The organism is Vreelandella sp. EE27, assembly GCF_968206495.1.
In genome coordinates, this window is record NZ_OZ309109.1 from 23012 (window position 1) to 40179 (window position 17168).

Consider the following 17168-nt stretch of genomic DNA (forward strand, 5'->3'; position numbering starts at 1 on the left):
TGTTGATGCGCGCGTATAACGCTGGACGCCATTAGGCGCGATCTGCTACCAATAAGGGCTTTTCCTGCCCGACCGGGCCGTTTCACAATCTGGATATCCGCATGCTCGAAGCTACCGTCAAAAAGATTCTGCAGGCCCGCGTCTACGAGGCCGCCTGCGAAACGCCTATCTCTCCCGCTCCCTTTTTGTCGCGCCGCTTCAACAACCAGATTTTGATCAAGCGTGAAGATCTGCAGCCGGTGTACTCGTTCAAGATTCGCGGCGCCTACAACAAGATGGCCCAGCTATCCGATGAGCAGAAGGCGAAAGGCGTAGTCGCCGCCTCCGCCGGCAACCACGCCCAGGGCCTGGCCATGGCGGCGAAACTGATGAACGTGAAGGCGACCATCGTGATGCCGCGCAGTACCCCGGAGATCAAGGTCCAGGGGGTGCGCTCCCGCGGCGCCCGTGTGGTGCTCAAGGGCGACGCTTTCGCCGATGCCGCCGCCCACGCCCAAACGCTAATCGAGGAGCACGGCTACACCTACATCCCGCCTTTTGACGACATCGACGTGGTGGCAGGCCAGGGCACCATCGGCGTCGAGATACTGCGCCAGCACAGCGGGCGGTTGGATGCGATCTTCGTGCCGGTAGGCGGCGGCGGTTTGATCGCCGGCGTGGCCGCCTACGTGAAATATCTGCGCCCGGACATCAAGGTGATCGGCGTCGAGGCCGAGGACAGCGCGTGCCTGAAGGCCGCGCTCGAGGCCGGGGAGCGCGTGGTGCTCGACCAGGTCGGCACCTTCGCCGAAGGCGTGGCGGTGGCGCAGATCGGCGAGGTGCCGTTTAGCCTGGCCAAAACCCTGATCGACGGCGTGATCACGGTCAATACCGACGAGATCTGCGCGGCGGTGAAGGATATTTTCGAGGACACCCGGGCGGTGTCGGAAACCTCCGGGGCGCTGTCTTTAGCCGGGCTCAAGAAGTACGTGCAGCAAACCGGCGCCGAGGGCGAAACGCTTTTGTGCATCAACTCCGGTGCCAACACCAACTTCGACCGGTTGCAGCATATCGCCGAGCGTACCGAACTTGGCGAACAGCGCGAGGCGATTTTGGCGGTCACCATCGAAGAGAAGCCCGGCAGTTTCAAGAAATTCTGCCGTACGCTTGGTCGGCGCATGGTCACCGAGTTCAGCTATCGCTACGCCGATGACAGTGACGCCCATATTTTCGTCGGCGTTCAGGTCAAACCCGGCGGGGAGGACCGCCAGGCCGTGATCGACCGACTGACGGAGGGCGGCTACCAGGTCGAGGATCTCACCGATAACGAGCTTGCCAAGCTGCACATTCGCCACCTAAGCGGCGGGCGGCCCAGCGAGCGTTTCGAGGAAGAGCTTTACCGTTTCGAGTTCCCCGAGCGGCCCGGCGCGCTGATGAACTTTCTCACCCAGCTGCCCCACGACTGGAACATTTCGCTGTTTCACTACCGCAACCACGGCGCCGCCTACGGGCGCGTGCTGGTCGGTATGCAGGTGCCCAGCATCGACCGCACCCACGTGGCCGAGTATCTGGACGCCATCGGCTATCGCTACTGGCAGGAGAGTGACAACCCGGCCTACAAGCTCTTCATGGCCTAGCGGTGTAAGTATTTACTAACTTTGCGTCTCAGAGCACGCAAGCGTCTGTAATGTGTTAAAACGTTTAAATAAGCGCTAAAAAGGGCTCTTTGGGCTATTGTCAGCGGCCCGCTCTTGGCTCTATAGTCGGCTTTGAAAATTAGTCAAGTGGGCCATCTCTTGATACGACAGCCAGATGGCGCGCTTTAAAGCATTGGCAACGAATAAAGACGTTGGAGACAAGGCATGCGGCGTAAAAAGCCCGATGTGGTGATGGCGTTAACGGTGGTTTTTCTTCTAGGCGTACTGGCCACCGGATACGCCCAGGCATTGGCAGGGAGCTGATCGCCACTGGCAAGGTCAGCGCCGGGTATGACGCAACCAACCGCTGACACACACGCTTAAAAAAAGGGCTGATTTCTATCAGCCCTTTTTTTCGTTCGTTTTTTCGTTCATGAGCTACGCCGTGCGATCCCTCGATCGCTTACCACCGCGTTCAACGGGATATCCCAGGCCTCGACGGCTAGTTCGTTCACCTGCTGACAGGCGTGAGCCACGCCGATCAGGTTGGGCTTTGGGCCCTTGCGGCGCATGAAGGCGAGGGTTCGGTCGTAGAAGCCGCCGCCCATGCCCATGCGGTTGGCCTGGGCGTCGAAGCCCACCAAAGGCACGATGAGCGTATCCAGCGCCCAGGCGGGCAGCCGATTATGACGCCTGGCGCCAAAACGGGTGCAGGGCTCGCGGATGCCGAAGCGGTTCTCGACCATGGGGGTATCGTCGTCGAAGCGAACGAACCAGAGCGCATTGTGGCTTAACGGGCGTAGCACCGGCAGGTAGACCTGCACGCGGCGCTTGGCCAACCAGCCAAGTAGCGGGGTCGGGTCGATTTCGCCGCCCACGGGCAGGTAGAGGCTTACGCGGCTGGCGCGCTGAAGTTCGGGAAGGTGTTGGAGACGCTGACAAAGCGCGGTGGCCGCTTTTTGCTGCTGCGCTTCGCTCAACCCACGCCGTCTGCGGCGAAGTTCGCGGCGCAGGGCGTTTTTATCAAAACGTTGGGCGTCGATCACGGTGTGGTCGTTCAAAATAGGGTTCCCCAGAGTGCCGCTGTCATTCTGGCCCTGAACCTACTGGTTCAGAGTGGGTGGCCGCAGCCAGACCGTCAGGCTTTCCGACGCACGGACATGCACACGGGTCTGGCTAGCATTTGGCCCCCTGGGTACATCGCATAGGCTCGAGGGACTATAACGACTGGCGCACACTCCAGAGAACCCGCTTATCTTAACAGAGCCAGGCCCGATGCCATAGACCCGGGCTTAACGGTTTGCCCTAGGGCTGCTCCGCCGGGCGGGTACCTTGTAAGGCACGCTCCAGTCGGTCGTGCAGCCGGTTCAGGCTCGCCTCGCCCGCTTTGTGTTCGTCAAGCGCCTCGAGAAGCTCGTGGGTGATATTCAGCGCCGCCATGATGGCGATGCGCTCGCTGCCCAGCACGCTGCTTTGCTTGTGGATGCCCTGCATGGCGCGGTCCAGGTAGCGAGCGGCGCGTTCAAGCTTGGCTTGTTCGCCGGTGTCGCAGGCGATCATGTAGCCGCGACCCAGCAGGGTGATTTCTTTGGTTGGCCGCTTGGCGTTACTCATCGAAGGCTCCGGCACGGGCACGTCAGGGCCCGAATGCGTTAACATCACGGTATAGGAAGGCAGGTCGGCGTTCACTATAAGAGAGCCACTTGCGCGGGGTCAACGCGCACTCGCCCGCTCGGGTGTTTCATGTCGGCCCCTCTTGCCCATTTTTTAAAGCGTAAAAGCGAGAACACCATGTCCCTCATTGAACAGCGCCAGGACTTTTCCGACGTGGCTGACGTCTTTCTTCTTCACGGCAGCATGCAGTCGCCCGCGTTTCTCGACGGGCGGCTTTGCGCGCTTCTGGCGCTTCGCGATGTCAGCGCCGAGGCCTGGCTCGATGAAGTTTGCATGAGCCTGGGGGTCGAGCAGCCCAAAGACGAGCCAAGCGCCGAGCGGTTGCTTGGCTGGCGCCGGCAAACTCTGGAGGCATTAAGCGCCAGCGACTTGAACTACGCGCCGCTTTTGCCCGACGAGCTTTTCTCCCTCGGCGAGCAGGCCCAGGCGCTCAAGGAGTGGGCGCTAGGCTTTATGGAGGTCATCGACGAGGTAGCCGACGAGGCGCTCAAAAAGCGCTGGTCGCAGCCGCTGGCCGAGGCGATCGACGATCTATCGAACTTTGGCCAGATCGATGCGGACATCGACGACTCGCCGGAAAACGAGAACGATTTGTTCGCGCTGAGCGAGCATGCGCGTATGGCTGCGATGATGCTCTACACCGAGCAGCACCCGGGCCAGCCCCAGGTAGAGCAGACCGACGCCCCGGTTCACTGATCAAGGAGTTTTGATGTTACCCGAGATGCTTGCGCGCCCCGCCGCGATCGCCAACGACGAATACCGCGCCCGCCGCGCGGCGCTGATGGCGCAGATCCCCAACGATGCCGCCGTGATCGTTCCCGGCGCTTCGCTTGCGACCCGCTCCAACGACAGCGAGTACGCCTTTCGCCAGCAAAGCGACTTCTATTATCTGACCGGCATCACCGAGCCCGACGCGCTGTTGTTGTTGCTGCCTGGCCGGGAGGCGGGGCAAAGCGTGGTGTTCTGCCAGGACCGCGACGCTACCCTGGAGGCCTGGACCGGCCGCCGATTGGGCGCCAGCGGCGTAGTGGCGCACCACGATATCGATCAAGCTTTCGAGAACGCCGAGCGCGAAGAGCGTTTGGCCGGCCTGCTCGAAGGGCGCACGCTGCTCTACGCGCCGCTGGATCAGCCCGAAGCGCTTGCCATCGCCGAAGAGGCGCTGGCGTTCGCACAAGCGGGCAAGCGCCGGGGTTTGCCCGCGCTCAAGGGCTGGCTCGATAGCCGCGAATTGATCCACGCCCAGCGGCTGGTCAAAAGCCCGGCGGAGCTTGCGCTATTGCGCCATGCCTGCGCGATTTCCGCCCGCGCCCATTGCCGGGCCATGCGCACCTGTACGCCCGGGCTTTTCGAATACCAGCTTCAGGCCGAGCTCGAGCACGAGTTCGTCTGGCAGGGTGGCAGCGGCCCGGCCTATAGCACCATCGTCGGCGGTGGCGCCAACGCTTGCGTGTTGCACTATATTGAAAACAGCGCCGAGCTTACGCGCGATTCGCTGGTGCTGATCGACGCCGGCGCCGAGTTCGACCTGTACGCCGGCGACATTACCCGTACCTTCCCGGTCAACGGGCGCTTCAACGAGGCGCAGCGCGCACTTTACGAGGTCGTGCTCAAGGCCCAGGAGCGCGCCGTGGCCGCCGTGGTCCCCGGCGCCACCCTGGCCGCTATTCACGCCAACGTGGTCGAGGATTTGACCCGCGGCCTGGTCGAACTCGGGCTTCTCGAAGGCGATGTGCAGGCGCGCATCGAGGATGAAAGCTATCGGCGCTTCTATCTGCACTCCACCTCGCACTGGCTAGGCCTGGACGTTCACGATGTCGGCACCTACCGGCTGGATGAAAAAACGCCGCGCCCGCTCGATCAGGGCATGGTCGTTACCGTCGAGCCTGGCCTTTACGTGCCCGACGACGACGATATCCCGGCGGCCTATCGCGGTATCGGTATTCGTATCGAGGATAACGTCGTGGTGAGCGAAACCGGCGGCGAGGTGCTCACCGCAGACGTGCCCAAGCAGGTGGCTGAAATCGAAGCGTTAATGGCGAATAAGTAACCAGATTAAAACGTCAGAAAATATCTTTATGTAAGTTACGTTACGAAATTACGAATGGCTTAGGGAGGCCGCTTAATGCCCACGAAGGCGTCTGAAAAAGCTTCAAAAACGGCTGCTTACGATATCGTGATCGTGGGTGGCGGGCTGGTGGGGGCAAGCCTTGGCTGCGCGCTGGCGCCGCTGATCGAGCGTCATGGCTTGAGCGTGGCGATCGTGGAGGCCACTGCGCTTTCGTCCCCGGACCAGGCGCCCACCTGGCAGCCGAGTTTCGACGCCCGGGCCAGTGCCATCGCCGCCGGCTCCGCGCAGCGCTTTCGCGAGCTCGGCGTGTGGGCGGCTATGCAGCAGGAGGCCTCACCGATCTCACGTATTCATATCAGCGAGCGCGGCCGTTTGGGCGCCACGCGCCTCAATGCCGGTGAGCTGGGCGTCGACGCCCTGGGCTACGTCATCCCCAATGCCTGGATGGGCCAGGTGCTGCATCAAAAACTGGGCGAGCTGCCCATCGAGTGGTACTGCCCGGCGAAGGTCGACACCATGGCCGCCGACGGCGGTGGCCATCGGCTGACGCTGTCGACCGGCGACACGCTTCACGCCGCGTTGACCGTGCTGGCGGATGGCGGGCGGTCCGGGCTCAAGGAGCAGTTGGGCATCGAAAGCCAGCGGCGCTCCTACGAGCAGACCGCGCTAATCACCCACGTAGGCATTAGCGAGCCTCATCACGGTGTGGCGTTCGAGCGCTTCACGGACGAAGGGCCGATTGCGCTGTTGCCGTTGCCCAACCAGGCCATGGAACTGATCTGGACCCATGAAAACGGTGCCGAGCACGCGCGCATGGCGCTCGATGACGGCGCCTTTTTGGATCAGCTACAGCGCGCCTTTGGCGACCGGGTGGGCCGCTTTACCAAAGTGGGCAAGCGCTTTAGCTACCCGCTGTCTCTGGTCACCGCCAGGGAGCCGGTTCGCCCGGGGCTTGCGGTGCTGGGCAACGCTGCCCACGCGCTGCACCCGGTGGCGGGCCAGGGGTTTAACCTGGCGCTGCGCTCGGTGATGGACCTGGTCGAAGCACTCGAGCAGGGCACGCAGCAGGGCCGGGGGCTGGGTGATATGCACACCCTGCTCGCCTTCGAGCAGAGCCGGGCCCGGGATCGCACCAACGTGATCCGCTTTAGCGACAGTCTCGTGCGCCTTTTTGGCGCCTCGTTTCCGCTGCTGCCTCACGCCCGCGCCGCGGGGTTGATCGGCCTCAATCTCATCGGCCCGCTGAGGCGAAGCCTGGCGCGTCGCGCCATGGGCCTCGAGCGCTAAACCGGCCGGTCATCCACGGCCCCACCTCTACCACTCACGACAAGGAAGGTTATGCATACCCAACAGGCGTCATCGCGCAACACCCGCGAGCCGTTCGATGCGGTCATCGTTGGCGCGGGCATGGTAGGCACCGCCCTGGCGGGGCTTTTGGCTAATGCCGGCATGCGCACCGCACTGGTCGAGGCCAACGCCGCGCCGCTCGATTTGAAAACCCTCGACGTGACGATGCCGACGCCCAGGGTGAGTGCGCTGACCCCGGTGTCCCAGCGGCTTTTAACCCAGCTGGGCGCCTGGCCCGCCATGGCCGCCAAACGGGTCACCCCGTACCGCTATATGCACGTATGGGACGGTGAGGGCAGCGGCAGCATCGATTTTTCCGCCGATGAGGCCGGCACGCCGGTGCTTGGCCACATCGTCGAGAACAGCGTCACGCTGGCCGCGCTCAACGAGCAGGTGTTGGGCCTGCCCGCGCTGAGCCTTTTTTACGGCGTTAAGGTCACGGCGTTGCAAACCACGCCCCAGGGGCGCTACCTGGTGCTCGAGGATGGCCGTACGCTGCAAACATCGCTTTTGATCGCCGCCGATGGCGCCCGCTCGGCGCTGCGTGAACTGGCCGGGATCGAGACCACCGAAGAATCCATGGCCCAGGACGCGGTCGTGACCACCGTGCGCTGTGAAAAGCCGCACGGCGGCTGCGCCCGCCAGGTGTTCAACGATGGCCGGCCGCTGGCCTTTTTGCCGCTCACGGTCGACGGCGACGAACGCTACTGCTCGATCGTCTGGTCGACCACGGCCGAGCACGCGGACACCCTGGAAGGGCTTTCCCGGGCGGCGCTGGGGGCGGCGCTTGGCGAATCGTTTGGCCATCGGCTGGGCGGCGTCGAGGTGCTGGATCACGCCTATCGCTTCCCGCTCATTCAGCGCCACGCCAACACCTACGTACAGCCACATTTCGCGCTGGTGGGCGACGCCGCCCACACGATTCACCCGCTGGCGGGCCAGGGGGTGAATCTGGGGTTGATGGATGCCGCGGTACTCGCCGAAGAAGTGGTGCACGCCTGGCGGCGCGGCGCCCCCTGGGGCGAGCTTTCGACGCTTTCGCGTTTCGAGCGCCGCCGCCGTTTGGACAACGCTGCTATGCTTGCGCTCATGAAGGGGTTCAAGGGACTTTTTGGCAGCCGCCTGCCGGTGCTGACGCTTGCGCGCAACCTGGGGCTGAGTGGTATGAACCAGGCGGTGCCCCTCAAGCGGTTGATCATGCGCCAGGCGACCGGGGAACGGGGTCGCCTGCCGCAAACCTGCCGCTAGGCCAAAGCTTAAGGCCTAGCGGCGGCGGTCCACCACGTTGAGGGCCTTGAGTAGATTGAGCGCTTCGCTGAGCTGGTAGTCGTCGCGCAGCCGCTCGGAAAGCCCGCTGCGCTCGCGCGCGCCGCCGGCCTGGTTGTTCAGGTGGCCCTCCAGGTCGATTTCGCGAATTTCGCGGCGCCCTTCGGCGACCTCGAGGCGCCCGCGCACCACGTCTACGTCCGGCGTGATCCCCTGGGCCTGAATGGAGCGCCCGTTGGGGGTGTAGTAGAGCGCGGTCGTAAGCTTCAAGCCCTCGCCGTTACCCAGCGGCATGATCTGCTGTACCGAGCCTTTACCAAAGCTTTCGGTGCCCATGATGACCGCCCGGCGCTGATCCTGCAGCGCACCGGCCACGATTTCGGCGGCGGAGGCGCTGCCGCCGTTGATCAGCACCACCAGCGGAATGTCCCGAGCCGGGGTCTGCGGGTTGGCGGAAAACGACATCTCGGTATTGTCGAGACGCCCTTCGGTGTAGACGATCAGCCCGTTGTCCAGGAAAAGGTCCGCCACGCCCACCGCAGCCTGCAGCACGCCGCCGGGGTTGTTGCGTAAGTCGAGCACCAAACCTTCCAGCGGCTGGCTTTGGGCCATGCGCTCGAGTGCCTGGCCGGCCTGTTCTGGCGTGCGCGATTGAAACTGACTAATGCGCAGATAACCGTAGCCGGATTCCAGCAGCTCGTGCTTGACGCTTTCGCTGCGAATCACCTCGCGGGCCAGGCTGATGTCCCGCGGGCTCTCTTCGCCGGCGCGCAGAATCGTCAGGTTGAGCTGGCTTCCGGGCTCGCCGCGCATCAGCGTGACGGCTTCCTGCAGCGACAGGCTCTCGGTGGGCGTACCGTCGATGGTCAAAATGATATCCCGGGCGAGCAGCCCCGCCCGGGAGGCGGGGGTATCGTCGATCGGCGTAATCACCATCAGCTGGCCGCCTTCGGTGCCCACCTCGATGCCAATCCCGCCGAACTCGCCCTGGGTGGATTCACGTAGGCTCTGGAACTCGTCCACGTCCAGGTAGGCGGAGTGGGGGTCGAGCTCGCTCAAAAGCCCGCGCATGGCGTTACGCAAAAGCGTGGCGTCGTCCACCTCTTCGACGTAGCCGCGCTTGATACGCTCGAACACCTCGGCGAAGGTTTGGATCTCCTCCAGCGGCAGCTCGTCTTGATCGGCCGCGTTTACGCCCTGGGCCGTTAGCGGCAGCGGGGCGGCCAGCAGCGCCAGCGGTAGCAGCGTCACCATCAGCCGCCTGGCGGGGGCCATTACCTCGTTAACAGTTCGCGTCATGCAGACTCCGCAAGGCAGTGGGCGGCGCGAAGGACGCCGCGTGTATAGTCGTGTCAGCTTATCCCGTCAGCGGCGCGCAATCCAACGCTGTGGATTAATTGGCTCGCCACGGTTTCTTACTTCGAAGTAAAGCGCGGCGCGGCTCTGGCCGCCACTATTTCCCACCCGGCCGATTTCGTCGCCGCGGCTCACCTGTTGGCCCGGCCGGGCGCTGAACTGCTGCATATGGGCATAGAGGGTCATGACCTGGTCGCCGTGGTCGATGATCAACAGGTTGCCAAAGCCGCGCATCCAGTCAGCGAACACGACCCGCCCGGCGTGGACCGAGGTGACCGGCGTATTGGCGCTGGCCTCTATGACGATACCGTTGTAGTGAACGCCGTCCTGGCCGCGAAAGCCCGCGCTGATCGCCCCCTGTACCGGCCAGGGGAGATCGCCCTGGGTACGCCCGATGTGGGTGGTCGGCGACGCCTCGGCCAGTTGCGCCATTTCCGCCTGAATGCGGCGAAGCTGCGCCTCGGCCTCTTCGCGGGTCTGGTTGAGATCCGCCAGGCGGTCGGCTTCGCTGGCGTAGCGGTCGTCCAGGGTGGCCACCACACTTTGGCGTTCGGCGCTGGTTTCGGCCAGCTTTTCGCTTTGCGCCTCGAGCTCATCGGTTAGCGCTGCAAGCCGTGTCTGGCGCGCATCGAGCTCGGTTTCGGTCTCGGCCAGGGCGCTATCCAGCTGGGCAATATCGTCGAGCTTTTGCTGGCGCGCCCGGGTCAGGCGGTTCAGGTAGGCCTGCATGCGATCGAGCTGGGCCGGGTCGCTCTGATTGAGTAGAAGCTTCAACTGGGGCGTCGGCCCCAGCCGGTAGAGCGCGGCGAACTGCTCGGCCAGCGCCGCCACCTGGCCGGCGCGCTCGCCCTGAAGGCGGTCGCGGTGGCGGCGCAGGGCCTGGGTTTCATCGTCCAGGGTACGTCGCTCGGCCTGTAGGGTGTCCAGGCGCTGGTGAGTCTGGGCCAGCTCGGTTTCCACCGTGGCCAGCGCCTGGGTCGCGCTGTCCCGGGCCTGGTCGGTTTCGCTTAGCTGCGTGGCCAGCGAATCGATCTGTTGGCCCAGGGCGTCGAGCTCCTCCCGGGCGGCGCGCTCGTCCTGGCCCGCCGCGCCCCCGGCGCTGAGCGCCAGGACAACGCCGGCGCTCAGCAGCGTGCGGCGCAGGGCGCGGGCGGGGCGTTTCATCATGATGAAAAAGTAAGTAGCGGCTTGCCGGTCATGGCGTCGGGCACGCTTTGCTCCATCATGGTCAAAAGCGTCGGCGCTAGATCGCAAAGACGACCCTCTTCAAGCGCGGCCTGGCGCTCGCCCACGTAGATCAAAGGCACCAGGAAGGTGGTATGGGCGGTTTGCGGCGCGCCGGTTTCCGGGTGGACCATCTGCTCGGCGTTGCCGTGATCGGCGGTGATCAGACACGCCCCGCCGGCCCGCTCGATCGCCTCGACCACCCGGCCCACGCAGGTGTCCACGGTTTCGATGGCTTTCATCGCAGCGTCGAAGTCGCCGGTGTGGCCGACCATGTCGCCGTTGGCGTAGTTGCACACGATCAAATCGAAGCGCTGGCTGTCGATCGCCTCGACCAGCTTGTCGGTGATCTCGAAAGCGCTCATCTCGGGCTTTTCGTCGTAGGTTTTCACATCCCGCGGCGAGGGCACCAGAATGCGTTCTTCACCTTCGTACTCGTTCTCCTCGCCGCCGGAGAAGAAAAACGTCACGTGGGGGTACTTCTCGGTTTCGGCGATGCGCAGCTGGCTCAAACCCCGCTTGGCGACCACTTCCCCCAGGGTATCGGTCAAATCCGTGGGCGGAAAGGCGGCCGGGGCCGGAATGTCGGCGGCGTACTGGGTCATCATCACCAGGCCCTCGCCCGCCAGTGCCGGGCGGCGCTGGCGGGTGAAACCGTCGAAATCGTCGTCGACGAAGGCGCGGGTCAGCTCCCGGGCGCGATCGGAGCGGAAGTTGAGGAAAATCGCCGCGTCGCCGTCTTCCAGGGTCACGCCGTGATCAGCAGGGCGTACCTGGCTTGGCGTGACGAACTCGTCGGTTTCACCCCGCGCGTAGGCGGCGTCCACCAGGGCCTCGGCGCTTTTCGCGGTGTGCTCGGCCTCACCGTCGGTGAGCAGGCGGTAGGCTTTTTCCACGCGCTCCCAGCGGTTGTCGCGATCCATGGCGTAAAAGCGCCCAATCAATGAGGCGACGAAGCCGTTGTCCGCCCCGACCAGCTCGGAAAGCTTGGCATTGGCGCGCTCGATCGAGGCCAGCGCGCTTTTCGGCGCGGTGTCGCGGCCATCGAGAAAGGCGTGCAGGTAGATGCGCTTGGCACCGCGGCTGGCGGCAAGCTCCGCCATGGCGAGGAAATGATCCTCGTGGCTATGAACGCCGCCGGGGGATAAAAGCCCTAAAAGATGCACCGCACGGCCGTTGGCCACCGCTTCGTCGATGGGCCGGGTAAGCGGTGCGATGTGTTCGAGCTCGCCCTCCTTGACCGCCTTGGTGATCCGCGTGAAATCCTGATACACCACGCGCCCCGCGCCCAGGTTCATGTGGCCGACCTCGGAGTTGCCCATTTGCCCTTCGGGCAAGCCCACGTGTTCGCCGTCGGTGTGAAGGAAGGCGTGGGGGCGCGATGACCAGAGCGCGTCCATGTTCGGCGTGTTGGCGGCGGCCACGGCGTTGTGCGCCGCATCGGGGTTGTGGCCGTAGCCGTCCAGAATGATCAGCGCCACCGGGCGCGGGGTCGATGTAGCCATTGAAGCCTCGTTATGTCGGATCGTGGTGTAAAAACATCCTGCGATAATAAAGACGTGCTGGAAAGCGGTGCGCTTGCGTGGCGTTTCCAGCATGCCCTTTTGGTGGGGGTCGCGGCGCGTGCCCGCTTGGGGCATCATAACGCAGCCAGTCGTTAGGCGTCATGACCTGCGCTTACCGGTCCGTGACGTGTATACTTGTCGGGTTTGACAGTGGCCTGGCCGCTTTTTTTGCATATACCAAGAGATTGTGTTCGCGATGATCGATCAGCTGTTCGAATTCGTAATGAACCACCCCCTGCTGGTGGGCGCATTTTTGCTGGTGCTGCTGGCGTGGCTCGTCTACGAAACCCGCAATGCGTCGACGCACGCCGTGAGTTCCTCGCAGGCCACCCAGCTCATCAACCGCGAAGACGCGGTGGTGGTGGATGTGCGCGAGAGCAAAGAGTTCAAGGCCGGCCATATCGCCGGTGCGCGCAACATTCCCCAAAGCAGCCTGGACAGCCGCATGAAGGAGCTGGAGAAAGTGAAAGACCAGCCCATCATCGTGGTGTGCAAGCATGGCCAGAGCGCGGGCACCGTTCAAGCCAAGCTCGCCAAGGCGGGCTTCGAGCGCGCCAACAAGCTCAAGGGCGGCATGGCGCAGTGGCAAGCCGACGGCCTGCCGGTGGTGAAAAAGTAAGCCTTTTGCGCCGCGGCGCAGCTCATTCAAACGTATAAATCATCAGGAGAACTCCCATGGCGGAAGACAACAATGCCCCTCAAGCCGGCGCTGGCGCAGCCGAAGGCGAAAAGCCCCAGCTGAAATTCTCGCTGCAGCGTATTTACGTTAAAGACATCTCTTTCGAGGCGCCGAATTCGCCGTCGGTCTTCAAGCAGTCGTTCAAGCCCAAGGTCAATCTGGATTTGAACACCACCAGCACCAAAATCGACGAAAATCAGTATGAAGTCGTGGTGAAGGTAACCGCCCAGGTCAACGACAGCGAAACCGGCACGACCTCGTTTTTGGCCGAAGTCGAGCAGGCAGGCCTTTTTCGCATCGCCGGCATCGAAGGCGCGCAGCTGGACCAGACCCTCGGTGCGTTCTGCCCGAACCTGCTGTTCCCCTACGCCCGCGAGTGCGTGGATAACCTGGTCAACCGGGGCGGCTTCCCGCCGCTGATGCTGGCGCCGGTCAACTTCGAGGCCATGTACGCCCAGCGCAAAAAGCGCGAAGCGCAGCAGGACCCGGCCGCTACCGAAAATACCCACTAAGTCGCACGCCCAGGACAACGCCATGAAAGCCGACTGGTACGCTCAGCACGGTAAAATGCCGCGCCTCTACGTGAGCGCCGCGCTCAGCGTCGGTGCCCGGGTGGAGCTACCGGAAGGGCCGGCGCGTCACGTCACCCGGGTTTTGCGCATGGGGGAGGGCGCGCCGCTGGTGCTGTTCGACGGTAACGGCCAGGAGGCCGGCGTGCGCCTCGTCGAGGCTGGGCGCAAGCGTACCATCGCCCAGGTCGAAACCGTGTGGTTGGGCGAAGGCGAGTCGCCCTTGGCGGTTCACCTGGGCCAGGCGATCTCCAAGGGCGACCGGATGGATTACGCCATCCAGAAAGCCGTGGAACTGGGCGTAGCGGCGATCACCCCGCTTTATACCCAGCGCGGCGATGTGCGCTTGAAAGACGAGCGCGAAGCCAAAAAGCACGCCCATTGGCAAGCGGTGGCCGAAAGCGCCTGCGAGCAAAGCGGGCGGGCGACGGTGCCGGTGGTGCATCCGCCCATGGCGCTCGAGGCCTGGCTTGGCGCGCGGGATGAGCCGCTCAGGCTGATGCTGCACCTGGCCACCGGCAACCGCTTCGATTCGATCGAGCGCCCCGAAAGAGCGGCGCTATTGATCGGCCCGGAGGGGGGGTTGACCGAGCAGGATATTAGCGCAGCCCAGGCCCTGGGCTTCACACCGTTGACCCTGGGGCCGCGGGTACTACGCACCGAAACCGCCCCGGTGGTTGCGCTGACCCTTCTTCAGCACCACTTTGGCGACATGTAAGCGCTTACTTACATGATGCACCCCTTCTGAATCAACCTTCGCTTTTCATCTTTTCTTTCTCCAAAAGCGGTTCACCGCGCGGGTTTTGCCGTGCCGCCCGTTCGAGCCCGTCGAGTATCGCGGGTTTGAGTACCGGCAGGGTTTCGCCGGAAAGTCCGCTCAGCACGATCACGCGGTGCTGGCGCCCCTTCGAGTAGCCAAGCCAACAGGGCAGCCAGAGCGGCTTGGGCGGGTCTTCCAGTAGCTGCACCTTCCAGCGCCTGGGGTTGGCCATCCGCTCCCAAAACCACTGCCTGGTGACGGCGTCGGCGGCGGGTGCTTCACCGCCCTCGAGCGCCAGTTCTCCGGCGGGGCGCGCTTGTTGGCTGGCAAGCATGACACTGGTTAAAAGCATCGGTCGGCGCAGGGTAAGACTTGCCAGCAGCCACGCGCAGGGCGTTTGGGGCGCTGTGCCCAGGGCAAATGCCCAGAGCGGCACCCAAACGGGCTCGAAGCGCTGGGCGCCCAAGCGTTTGAAGCGCTTTTGGGCGGCGTCGAAGTCGATACGCCGCGCAAGCGTTAAAGGCTTATCCATTCGCCCATCCCTGGAGCAGGGCGAGCAGGGCAAGCATCAGCACAAACCACGCCGCGAGCCCCAGGCAGCGCCGCCGGGTCAGGCGTGCCTCGAAGCCCACTTCCGGGGCGCTGTTGGCCCGGGCGGCAAGGATCGCCTGCATGTCCGGGGCGGTCTCGTCGATGAGGACATCGCTGAGCTGCTCGCTTTGTGGCGCGGGGCTCGTCAGGCTCACCAAATACCCCACGCCGACCGACACCGCCACGCCAATGGTGTTGTTGTAAAGCCAGGAGATATCCATGAAGGCGGTGGTCGCCCAGACCGCCAGCATGCCGGTGCAGAGCCCTGCCAGAGCGCCCCGGCCGTTGCTGCGGTGGCTGAAAATCGCGAGCAAAAAGGTGCCCAAAAGCGCTCCGTAAAACCAGGAGCCCACCTGATTGACCACCTCGATGACCGGGCCCAGATTACCCGCGAAAAACGCAAAGAGCGTAGCGTAAAAGCCCCAGAAGACCGTCGCCCAGCGGGAAGCTTTCAGGTAGTGGGTATCGCTTGCATCGGGCTTTATATAGCGGCTGTAGAAATCGCGCACGGTGACCGCCGAGAGCGAGTTGAGCGCTGAATCAAGACTCGACATCGCCGCGGCGAACACCCCGGCGATCACCAGCCCCGCCATGCCGGAGGGGAAGGTCTCGACCACGTAGCGGGGCAGCAATTCGTTGAGGTTCTCCGGCGCGGTCAGGCCGTTTTGCTGGTAGTAGGCGGCCAGGATGATGCCGACGAACAAAAACAGCAGCATCTGCGGGATGAGCAGGTAACCGCCGATCAGCAGCGAACGCTGGGCATCCGGCACGGAAGGGCTCGAGAGCACGCGCTGAATCTGACTCTGGTCGGTACCAAAGTACGCCACGTGGAGAAAGAAGCCGCCAAAAAGGCCCGCCCAGAGGGAGTAGGTGACGCTTGGGTCAAGCGACAGGTCGATGGCGTTGAACATGCCAGAGTCCGCGCCGAAGGCAAACACATCGCTCCATCCGCCAGGGAGGCTCGTGACCAAAAAGATCACGCTCAATAGCGCGCCGAGCCAGAGCACGAACATCTGGATGACGTCGGTCCAGATCACCGCGCTAATCCCGCCCAGCACCGTGTAGCTGATGGCCAGTACCGCCATGATGATGATGGTGAGGTTCACGCTCCAGCCGGTGACGACCGCCAGCACCAGCGCCGGGGCATAGAGCACGACGCCGGTGGCAAGGCCGCGGGCGATCAAAAACAAAAGCGCGGTCAGCGTACGCGTACCCGGGCCGAAGCGGCGCTCCAGAAGCTCGTAGATGCTGTAAATCCCTGCGCGGTGAAAGATCGGGACAAACACCAGGATCAGTACGATCATCGCAAGCGGCACATTGATGAAGGTGACCAGCCGTTCGAGACCGCCTTCGAACCCCCAGCCCGGTGCGCCGATAAAGGTAATCGCGCTTGCCTGGGTCGCCATGACCGAAAGCCCGATGGCCCAGCTGGGTATTTTGCGCCCACCCAGAAAGTAATCCTCGGGACTGTGCTGGTCCTTGCCAAAGCGCGAGCCGATCCAGGCGATCAGCGCGATATAACCGATCAATACGACCGTATCCAACAACGTGAACCCTTGCATACACCTCTCCTGCCCTTTTGTTGTGTCTTTTTTGAGCATAGCAGGTTGTCTTAAGGCCATTGAATCAAGCGCGCCTGGGTAAAAACACTCCGGCGGCTTTGCCCGGGGGCGGGCCAGGCGCCATAATGAGGGCTCATTTTTCGAGGATGCTGTTCATGGCTGACGACGCGCGCTCAACCCCCAGGTCGGCAAGCGATGCAAGCGCCCAAATAGGGGAAGTGGCTTACCTGACGGTAACGGCTGTCAATAATACCGGTGCGTTTCTGCGCTGGGGCCCGCCCAAGGACGTGCTACTGCCCTATAGCGAACAGCGCTTTCGCCCCGACCCCGGCAAGCGCGTCCTGGTGATGCTTTACGAGGACGACCAGGGCCGCCCGGTGGCGACGATGCGGCTGGACCGCTTTTTGAGTGACGACGCCACCCCCCTTGAAAACGGCGAGGAAGTCGCCATTATCGTGGCCGACCGTACCGATCTTGGCTTGAAAGTGGTGGTCAATCACCGCTACTGGGGCCTGATCTATCAGGACGACATCACCAAGCCTCTGCGCCGTGGCCAATCGGTCACCGGCTACGTCAAGCAGCGCCGTGAGGATGGCCGCGTGAATATCTCGTTGCTGCCGCCCGGGGCGGCGCGCCTGGACGTGGTGGGCGAGAAAATTCTCGCTGCGCTTCGCGAAAGCGGCGGTTATTTGCCGCTGGGCGATAAAAGCGACGCCCACGCGATCAAGGCGCGCCTGGGGGTCAGTAAAAGCGCCTTCAAGCAGGCGATCGGTCGGCTTTACAAGCAGCAACTGATCACGCTTGCGCCGGATGCAATACGCCTGGTGCCCGGCACTTGAGCCCTGAGGTTGGAGCCGTATCACCAGTGCGGCATACTGCTTCCCTACG

16 protein-coding genes and 1 other RNA gene are annotated in these 17168 nt (G+C 63.5%); 9 read left to right on the plus strand and 8 right to left on the minus strand.

Annotated elements, in window-relative coordinates; translation table 11 throughout:
- Window positions 1–101 precede the first annotated feature (101 nt).
- Entirely contained in the window at window positions 102–1616 is a 1515-nt protein-coding gene (gene ilvA / locus ACWHVV_RS00100) for a threonine ammonia-lyase, biosynthetic (RefSeq protein WP_447927554.1), read from the plus strand.
- 431 nt (window positions 1617–2047) lie between these two features.
- Here the strand turns inward: ilvA and ACWHVV_RS00105 are convergent, their stop codons facing one another.
- The 3 genes from ACWHVV_RS00105 to ACWHVV_RS00115 all read right to left on the minus strand — a co-directional run bounded on the left by ACWHVV_RS00105 (window position 2048) and on the right by ACWHVV_RS00115 (window position 3230).
- Window positions 2048–2677 carry a 5-formyltetrahydrofolate cyclo-ligase gene (locus ACWHVV_RS00105; RefSeq protein WP_447927555.1) on the minus strand — a complete coding sequence of 210 codons (630 nt, stop codon included), beginning with the start codon at window positions 2675–2677 and terminating at the stop codon, window positions 2048–2050.
- 4 nt (window positions 2678–2681) lie between these two features.
- Window positions 2682–2865: non-coding RNA, 6S RNA (gene ssrS / locus ACWHVV_RS00110), on the minus strand.
- A gap of 56 nt (window positions 2866–2921) precedes the next feature.
- A complete protein-coding gene (locus ACWHVV_RS00115) occupies window positions 2922–3230 on the minus strand; it encodes a cell division protein ZapA (protein ID WP_447527283.1) in 309 nt (102 codons plus the stop codon).
- 177 nt (window positions 3231–3407) lie between these two features.
- Here ACWHVV_RS00115 and ACWHVV_RS00120 point away from each other — a divergent pair, with 177 nt between their 5' ends.
- The 4 genes from ACWHVV_RS00120 (at window position 3408) to ACWHVV_RS00135 (ending at window position 7956) form a co-directional block, all read left to right on the plus strand.
- Window positions 3408–3986: a UPF0149 family protein gene (locus ACWHVV_RS00120; protein WP_447927556.1), complete on the plus strand. Its 579-nt coding sequence runs from the start codon at window positions 3408–3410 to the stop codon at window positions 3984–3986.
- Window positions 3987–3999: 13 nt separating this feature from the next.
- Window positions 4000–5340, plus strand: coding sequence for a Xaa-Pro aminopeptidase (gene pepP / locus ACWHVV_RS00125; RefSeq protein WP_447927557.1), 1341 nt, complete (start codon window positions 4000–4002; stop codon window positions 5338–5340).
- Between the two features lie 75 nt (window positions 5341–5415).
- Window positions 5416–6648 carry a 2-octaprenyl-6-methoxyphenyl hydroxylase gene (ubiH, locus tag ACWHVV_RS00130; RefSeq protein WP_447927558.1) on the plus strand — a complete coding sequence of 411 codons (1233 nt, stop codon included), beginning with the start codon at window positions 5416–5418 and terminating at the stop codon, window positions 6646–6648.
- Between the two features lie 51 nt (window positions 6649–6699).
- Window positions 6700–7956, plus strand: coding sequence for a UbiH/UbiF/VisC/COQ6 family ubiquinone biosynthesis hydroxylase (locus tag ACWHVV_RS00135; protein ID WP_447927559.1), 1257 nt, complete (start codon window positions 6700–6702; stop codon window positions 7954–7956).
- A 15-nt stretch (window positions 7957–7971) separates the two neighbouring features.
- Here the strand turns inward: ACWHVV_RS00135 and ACWHVV_RS00140 are convergent, their stop codons facing one another.
- From ACWHVV_RS00140 to gpmI, 3 genes are all read right to left on the minus strand, one after another.
- The gene (locus tag ACWHVV_RS00140; RefSeq protein ID WP_447927560.1) at window positions 7972–9273 is read right to left on the minus strand and encodes a S41 family peptidase; all 1302 of its coding nucleotides are present in this window, start codon (window positions 9271–9273) and stop codon (window positions 7972–7974) included.
- Between the two features lie 66 nt (window positions 9274–9339).
- Window positions 9340–10497: a murein hydrolase activator EnvC family protein gene (locus ACWHVV_RS00145; protein WP_447927561.1), complete on the minus strand. Its 1158-nt coding sequence runs from the start codon at window positions 10495–10497 to the stop codon at window positions 9340–9342.
- The gene (gene gpmI / locus ACWHVV_RS00150; RefSeq protein ID WP_447927562.1) at window positions 10494–12059 is read right to left on the minus strand and encodes a 2,3-bisphosphoglycerate-independent phosphoglycerate mutase; all 1566 of its coding nucleotides are present in this window, start codon (window positions 12057–12059) and stop codon (window positions 10494–10496) included. The genes ACWHVV_RS00145 and gpmI overlap by 4 nt, the downstream gene beginning before the upstream one ends.
- Before the next feature lie 256 nt (window positions 12060–12315).
- Here gpmI and ACWHVV_RS00155 point away from each other — a divergent pair, with 256 nt between their 5' ends.
- From ACWHVV_RS00155 to ACWHVV_RS00165, 3 genes are read left to right on the plus strand one after another with little or no spacing between them, the layout of a single operon-like run.
- The gene (locus tag ACWHVV_RS00155; RefSeq protein WP_447927563.1) at window positions 12316–12738 is read left to right on the plus strand and encodes a rhodanese-like domain-containing protein; all 423 of its coding nucleotides are present in this window, start codon (window positions 12316–12318) and stop codon (window positions 12736–12738) included.
- 56 nt (window positions 12739–12794) lie between these two features.
- Window positions 12795–13310: a protein-export chaperone SecB gene (gene secB, locus ACWHVV_RS00160; RefSeq protein WP_447927564.1), complete on the plus strand. Its 516-nt coding sequence runs from the start codon at window positions 12795–12797 to the stop codon at window positions 13308–13310.
- Window positions 13311–13332: 22 nt separating this feature from the next.
- Window positions 13333–14085 (plus strand): 16S rRNA (uracil(1498)-N(3))-methyltransferase, encoded by a 753-nt coding sequence (locus ACWHVV_RS00165; RefSeq protein ID WP_447927565.1) that lies wholly within the window; start codon window positions 13333–13335, stop codon window positions 14083–14085.
- Between the two features lie 31 nt (window positions 14086–14116).
- On the opposite strand, the gene ACWHVV_RS00170 is transcribed toward ACWHVV_RS00165, so the two are convergent.
- Window positions 14117–14659, minus strand: a complete 543-nt coding sequence (locus tag ACWHVV_RS00170) for a hypothetical protein (RefSeq protein ID WP_447927566.1) — start codon at window positions 14657–14659, stop codon at window positions 14117–14119.
- A complete protein-coding gene (locus ACWHVV_RS00175; protein WP_447527295.1) occupies window positions 14652–16280 on the minus strand; it encodes a sodium:solute symporter in 1629 nt (542 codons plus the stop codon). The genes ACWHVV_RS00170 and ACWHVV_RS00175 overlap by 8 nt, the downstream gene beginning before the upstream one ends.
- A 155-nt stretch (window positions 16281–16435) precedes the next feature.
- Here ACWHVV_RS00175 and ACWHVV_RS00180 point away from each other — a divergent pair, with 155 nt between their 5' ends.
- Window positions 16436–17119, plus strand: a complete 684-nt coding sequence (locus tag ACWHVV_RS00180; protein ID WP_447927567.1) for a CvfB family protein — start codon at window positions 16436–16438, stop codon at window positions 17117–17119.
- The last annotated feature ends 49 nt before the right edge of the window (window positions 17120–17168 follow it).

Excerpts from the sequence above, each read along its gene's own strand:
- ilvA (WP_447927554.1), top strand. The coding sequence starts at position 102 with ATGCTCGAAGCTACCGTCAAAAAGATTCTGCAGGCCCGCGTCTACGAG.
- ACWHVV_RS00115 (WP_447527283.1), bottom strand. The coding sequence starts at position 3,230 with ATGAGTAACGCCAAGCGGCCAACCAAAGAAATCACCCTGCTGGGTCGC.
- ACWHVV_RS00120 (WP_447927556.1), top strand. The coding sequence starts at position 3,408 with ATGTCCCTCATTGAACAGCGCCAGGACTTTTCCGACGTGGCTGACGTC.
- pepP (WP_447927557.1), top strand. The coding sequence starts at position 4,000 with ATGTTACCCGAGATGCTTGCGCGCCCCGCCGCGATCGCCAACGACGAA.
- ubiH (WP_447927558.1), top strand. The coding sequence starts at position 5,416 with ATGCCCACGAAGGCGTCTGAAAAAGCTTCAAAAACGGCTGCTTACGAT.
- ACWHVV_RS00135 (WP_447927559.1), top strand. The coding sequence starts at position 6,700 with ATGCATACCCAACAGGCGTCATCGCGCAACACCCGCGAGCCGTTCGAT.
- ACWHVV_RS00140 (WP_447927560.1), bottom strand. The coding sequence starts at position 9,273 with ATGACGCGAACTGTTAACGAGGTAATGGCCCCCGCCAGGCGGCTGATG.
- ACWHVV_RS00145 (WP_447927561.1), bottom strand. The coding sequence starts at position 10,497 with ATGATGAAACGCCCCGCCCGCGCCCTGCGCCGCACGCTGCTGAGCGCC.
- gpmI (WP_447927562.1), bottom strand. The coding sequence starts at position 12,059 with ATGGCTACATCGACCCCGCGCCCGGTGGCGCTGATCATTCTGGACGGC.
- ACWHVV_RS00155 (WP_447927563.1), top strand. The coding sequence starts at position 12,316 with ATGATCGATCAGCTGTTCGAATTCGTAATGAACCACCCCCTGCTGGTG.
- secB (WP_447927564.1), top strand. The coding sequence starts at position 12,795 with ATGGCGGAAGACAACAATGCCCCTCAAGCCGGCGCTGGCGCAGCCGAA.
- ACWHVV_RS00165 (WP_447927565.1), top strand. The coding sequence starts at position 13,333 with ATGAAAGCCGACTGGTACGCTCAGCACGGTAAAATGCCGCGCCTCTAC.
- ACWHVV_RS00170 (WP_447927566.1), bottom strand. The coding sequence starts at position 14,659 with ATGGATAAGCCTTTAACGCTTGCGCGGCGTATCGACTTCGACGCCGCC.
- ACWHVV_RS00175 (WP_447527295.1), bottom strand. The coding sequence starts at position 16,280 with ATGCAAGGGTTCACGTTGTTGGATACGGTCGTATTGATCGGTTATATC.
- ACWHVV_RS00180 (WP_447927567.1), top strand. The coding sequence starts at position 16,436 with ATGGCTGACGACGCGCGCTCAACCCCCAGGTCGGCAAGCGATGCAAGC.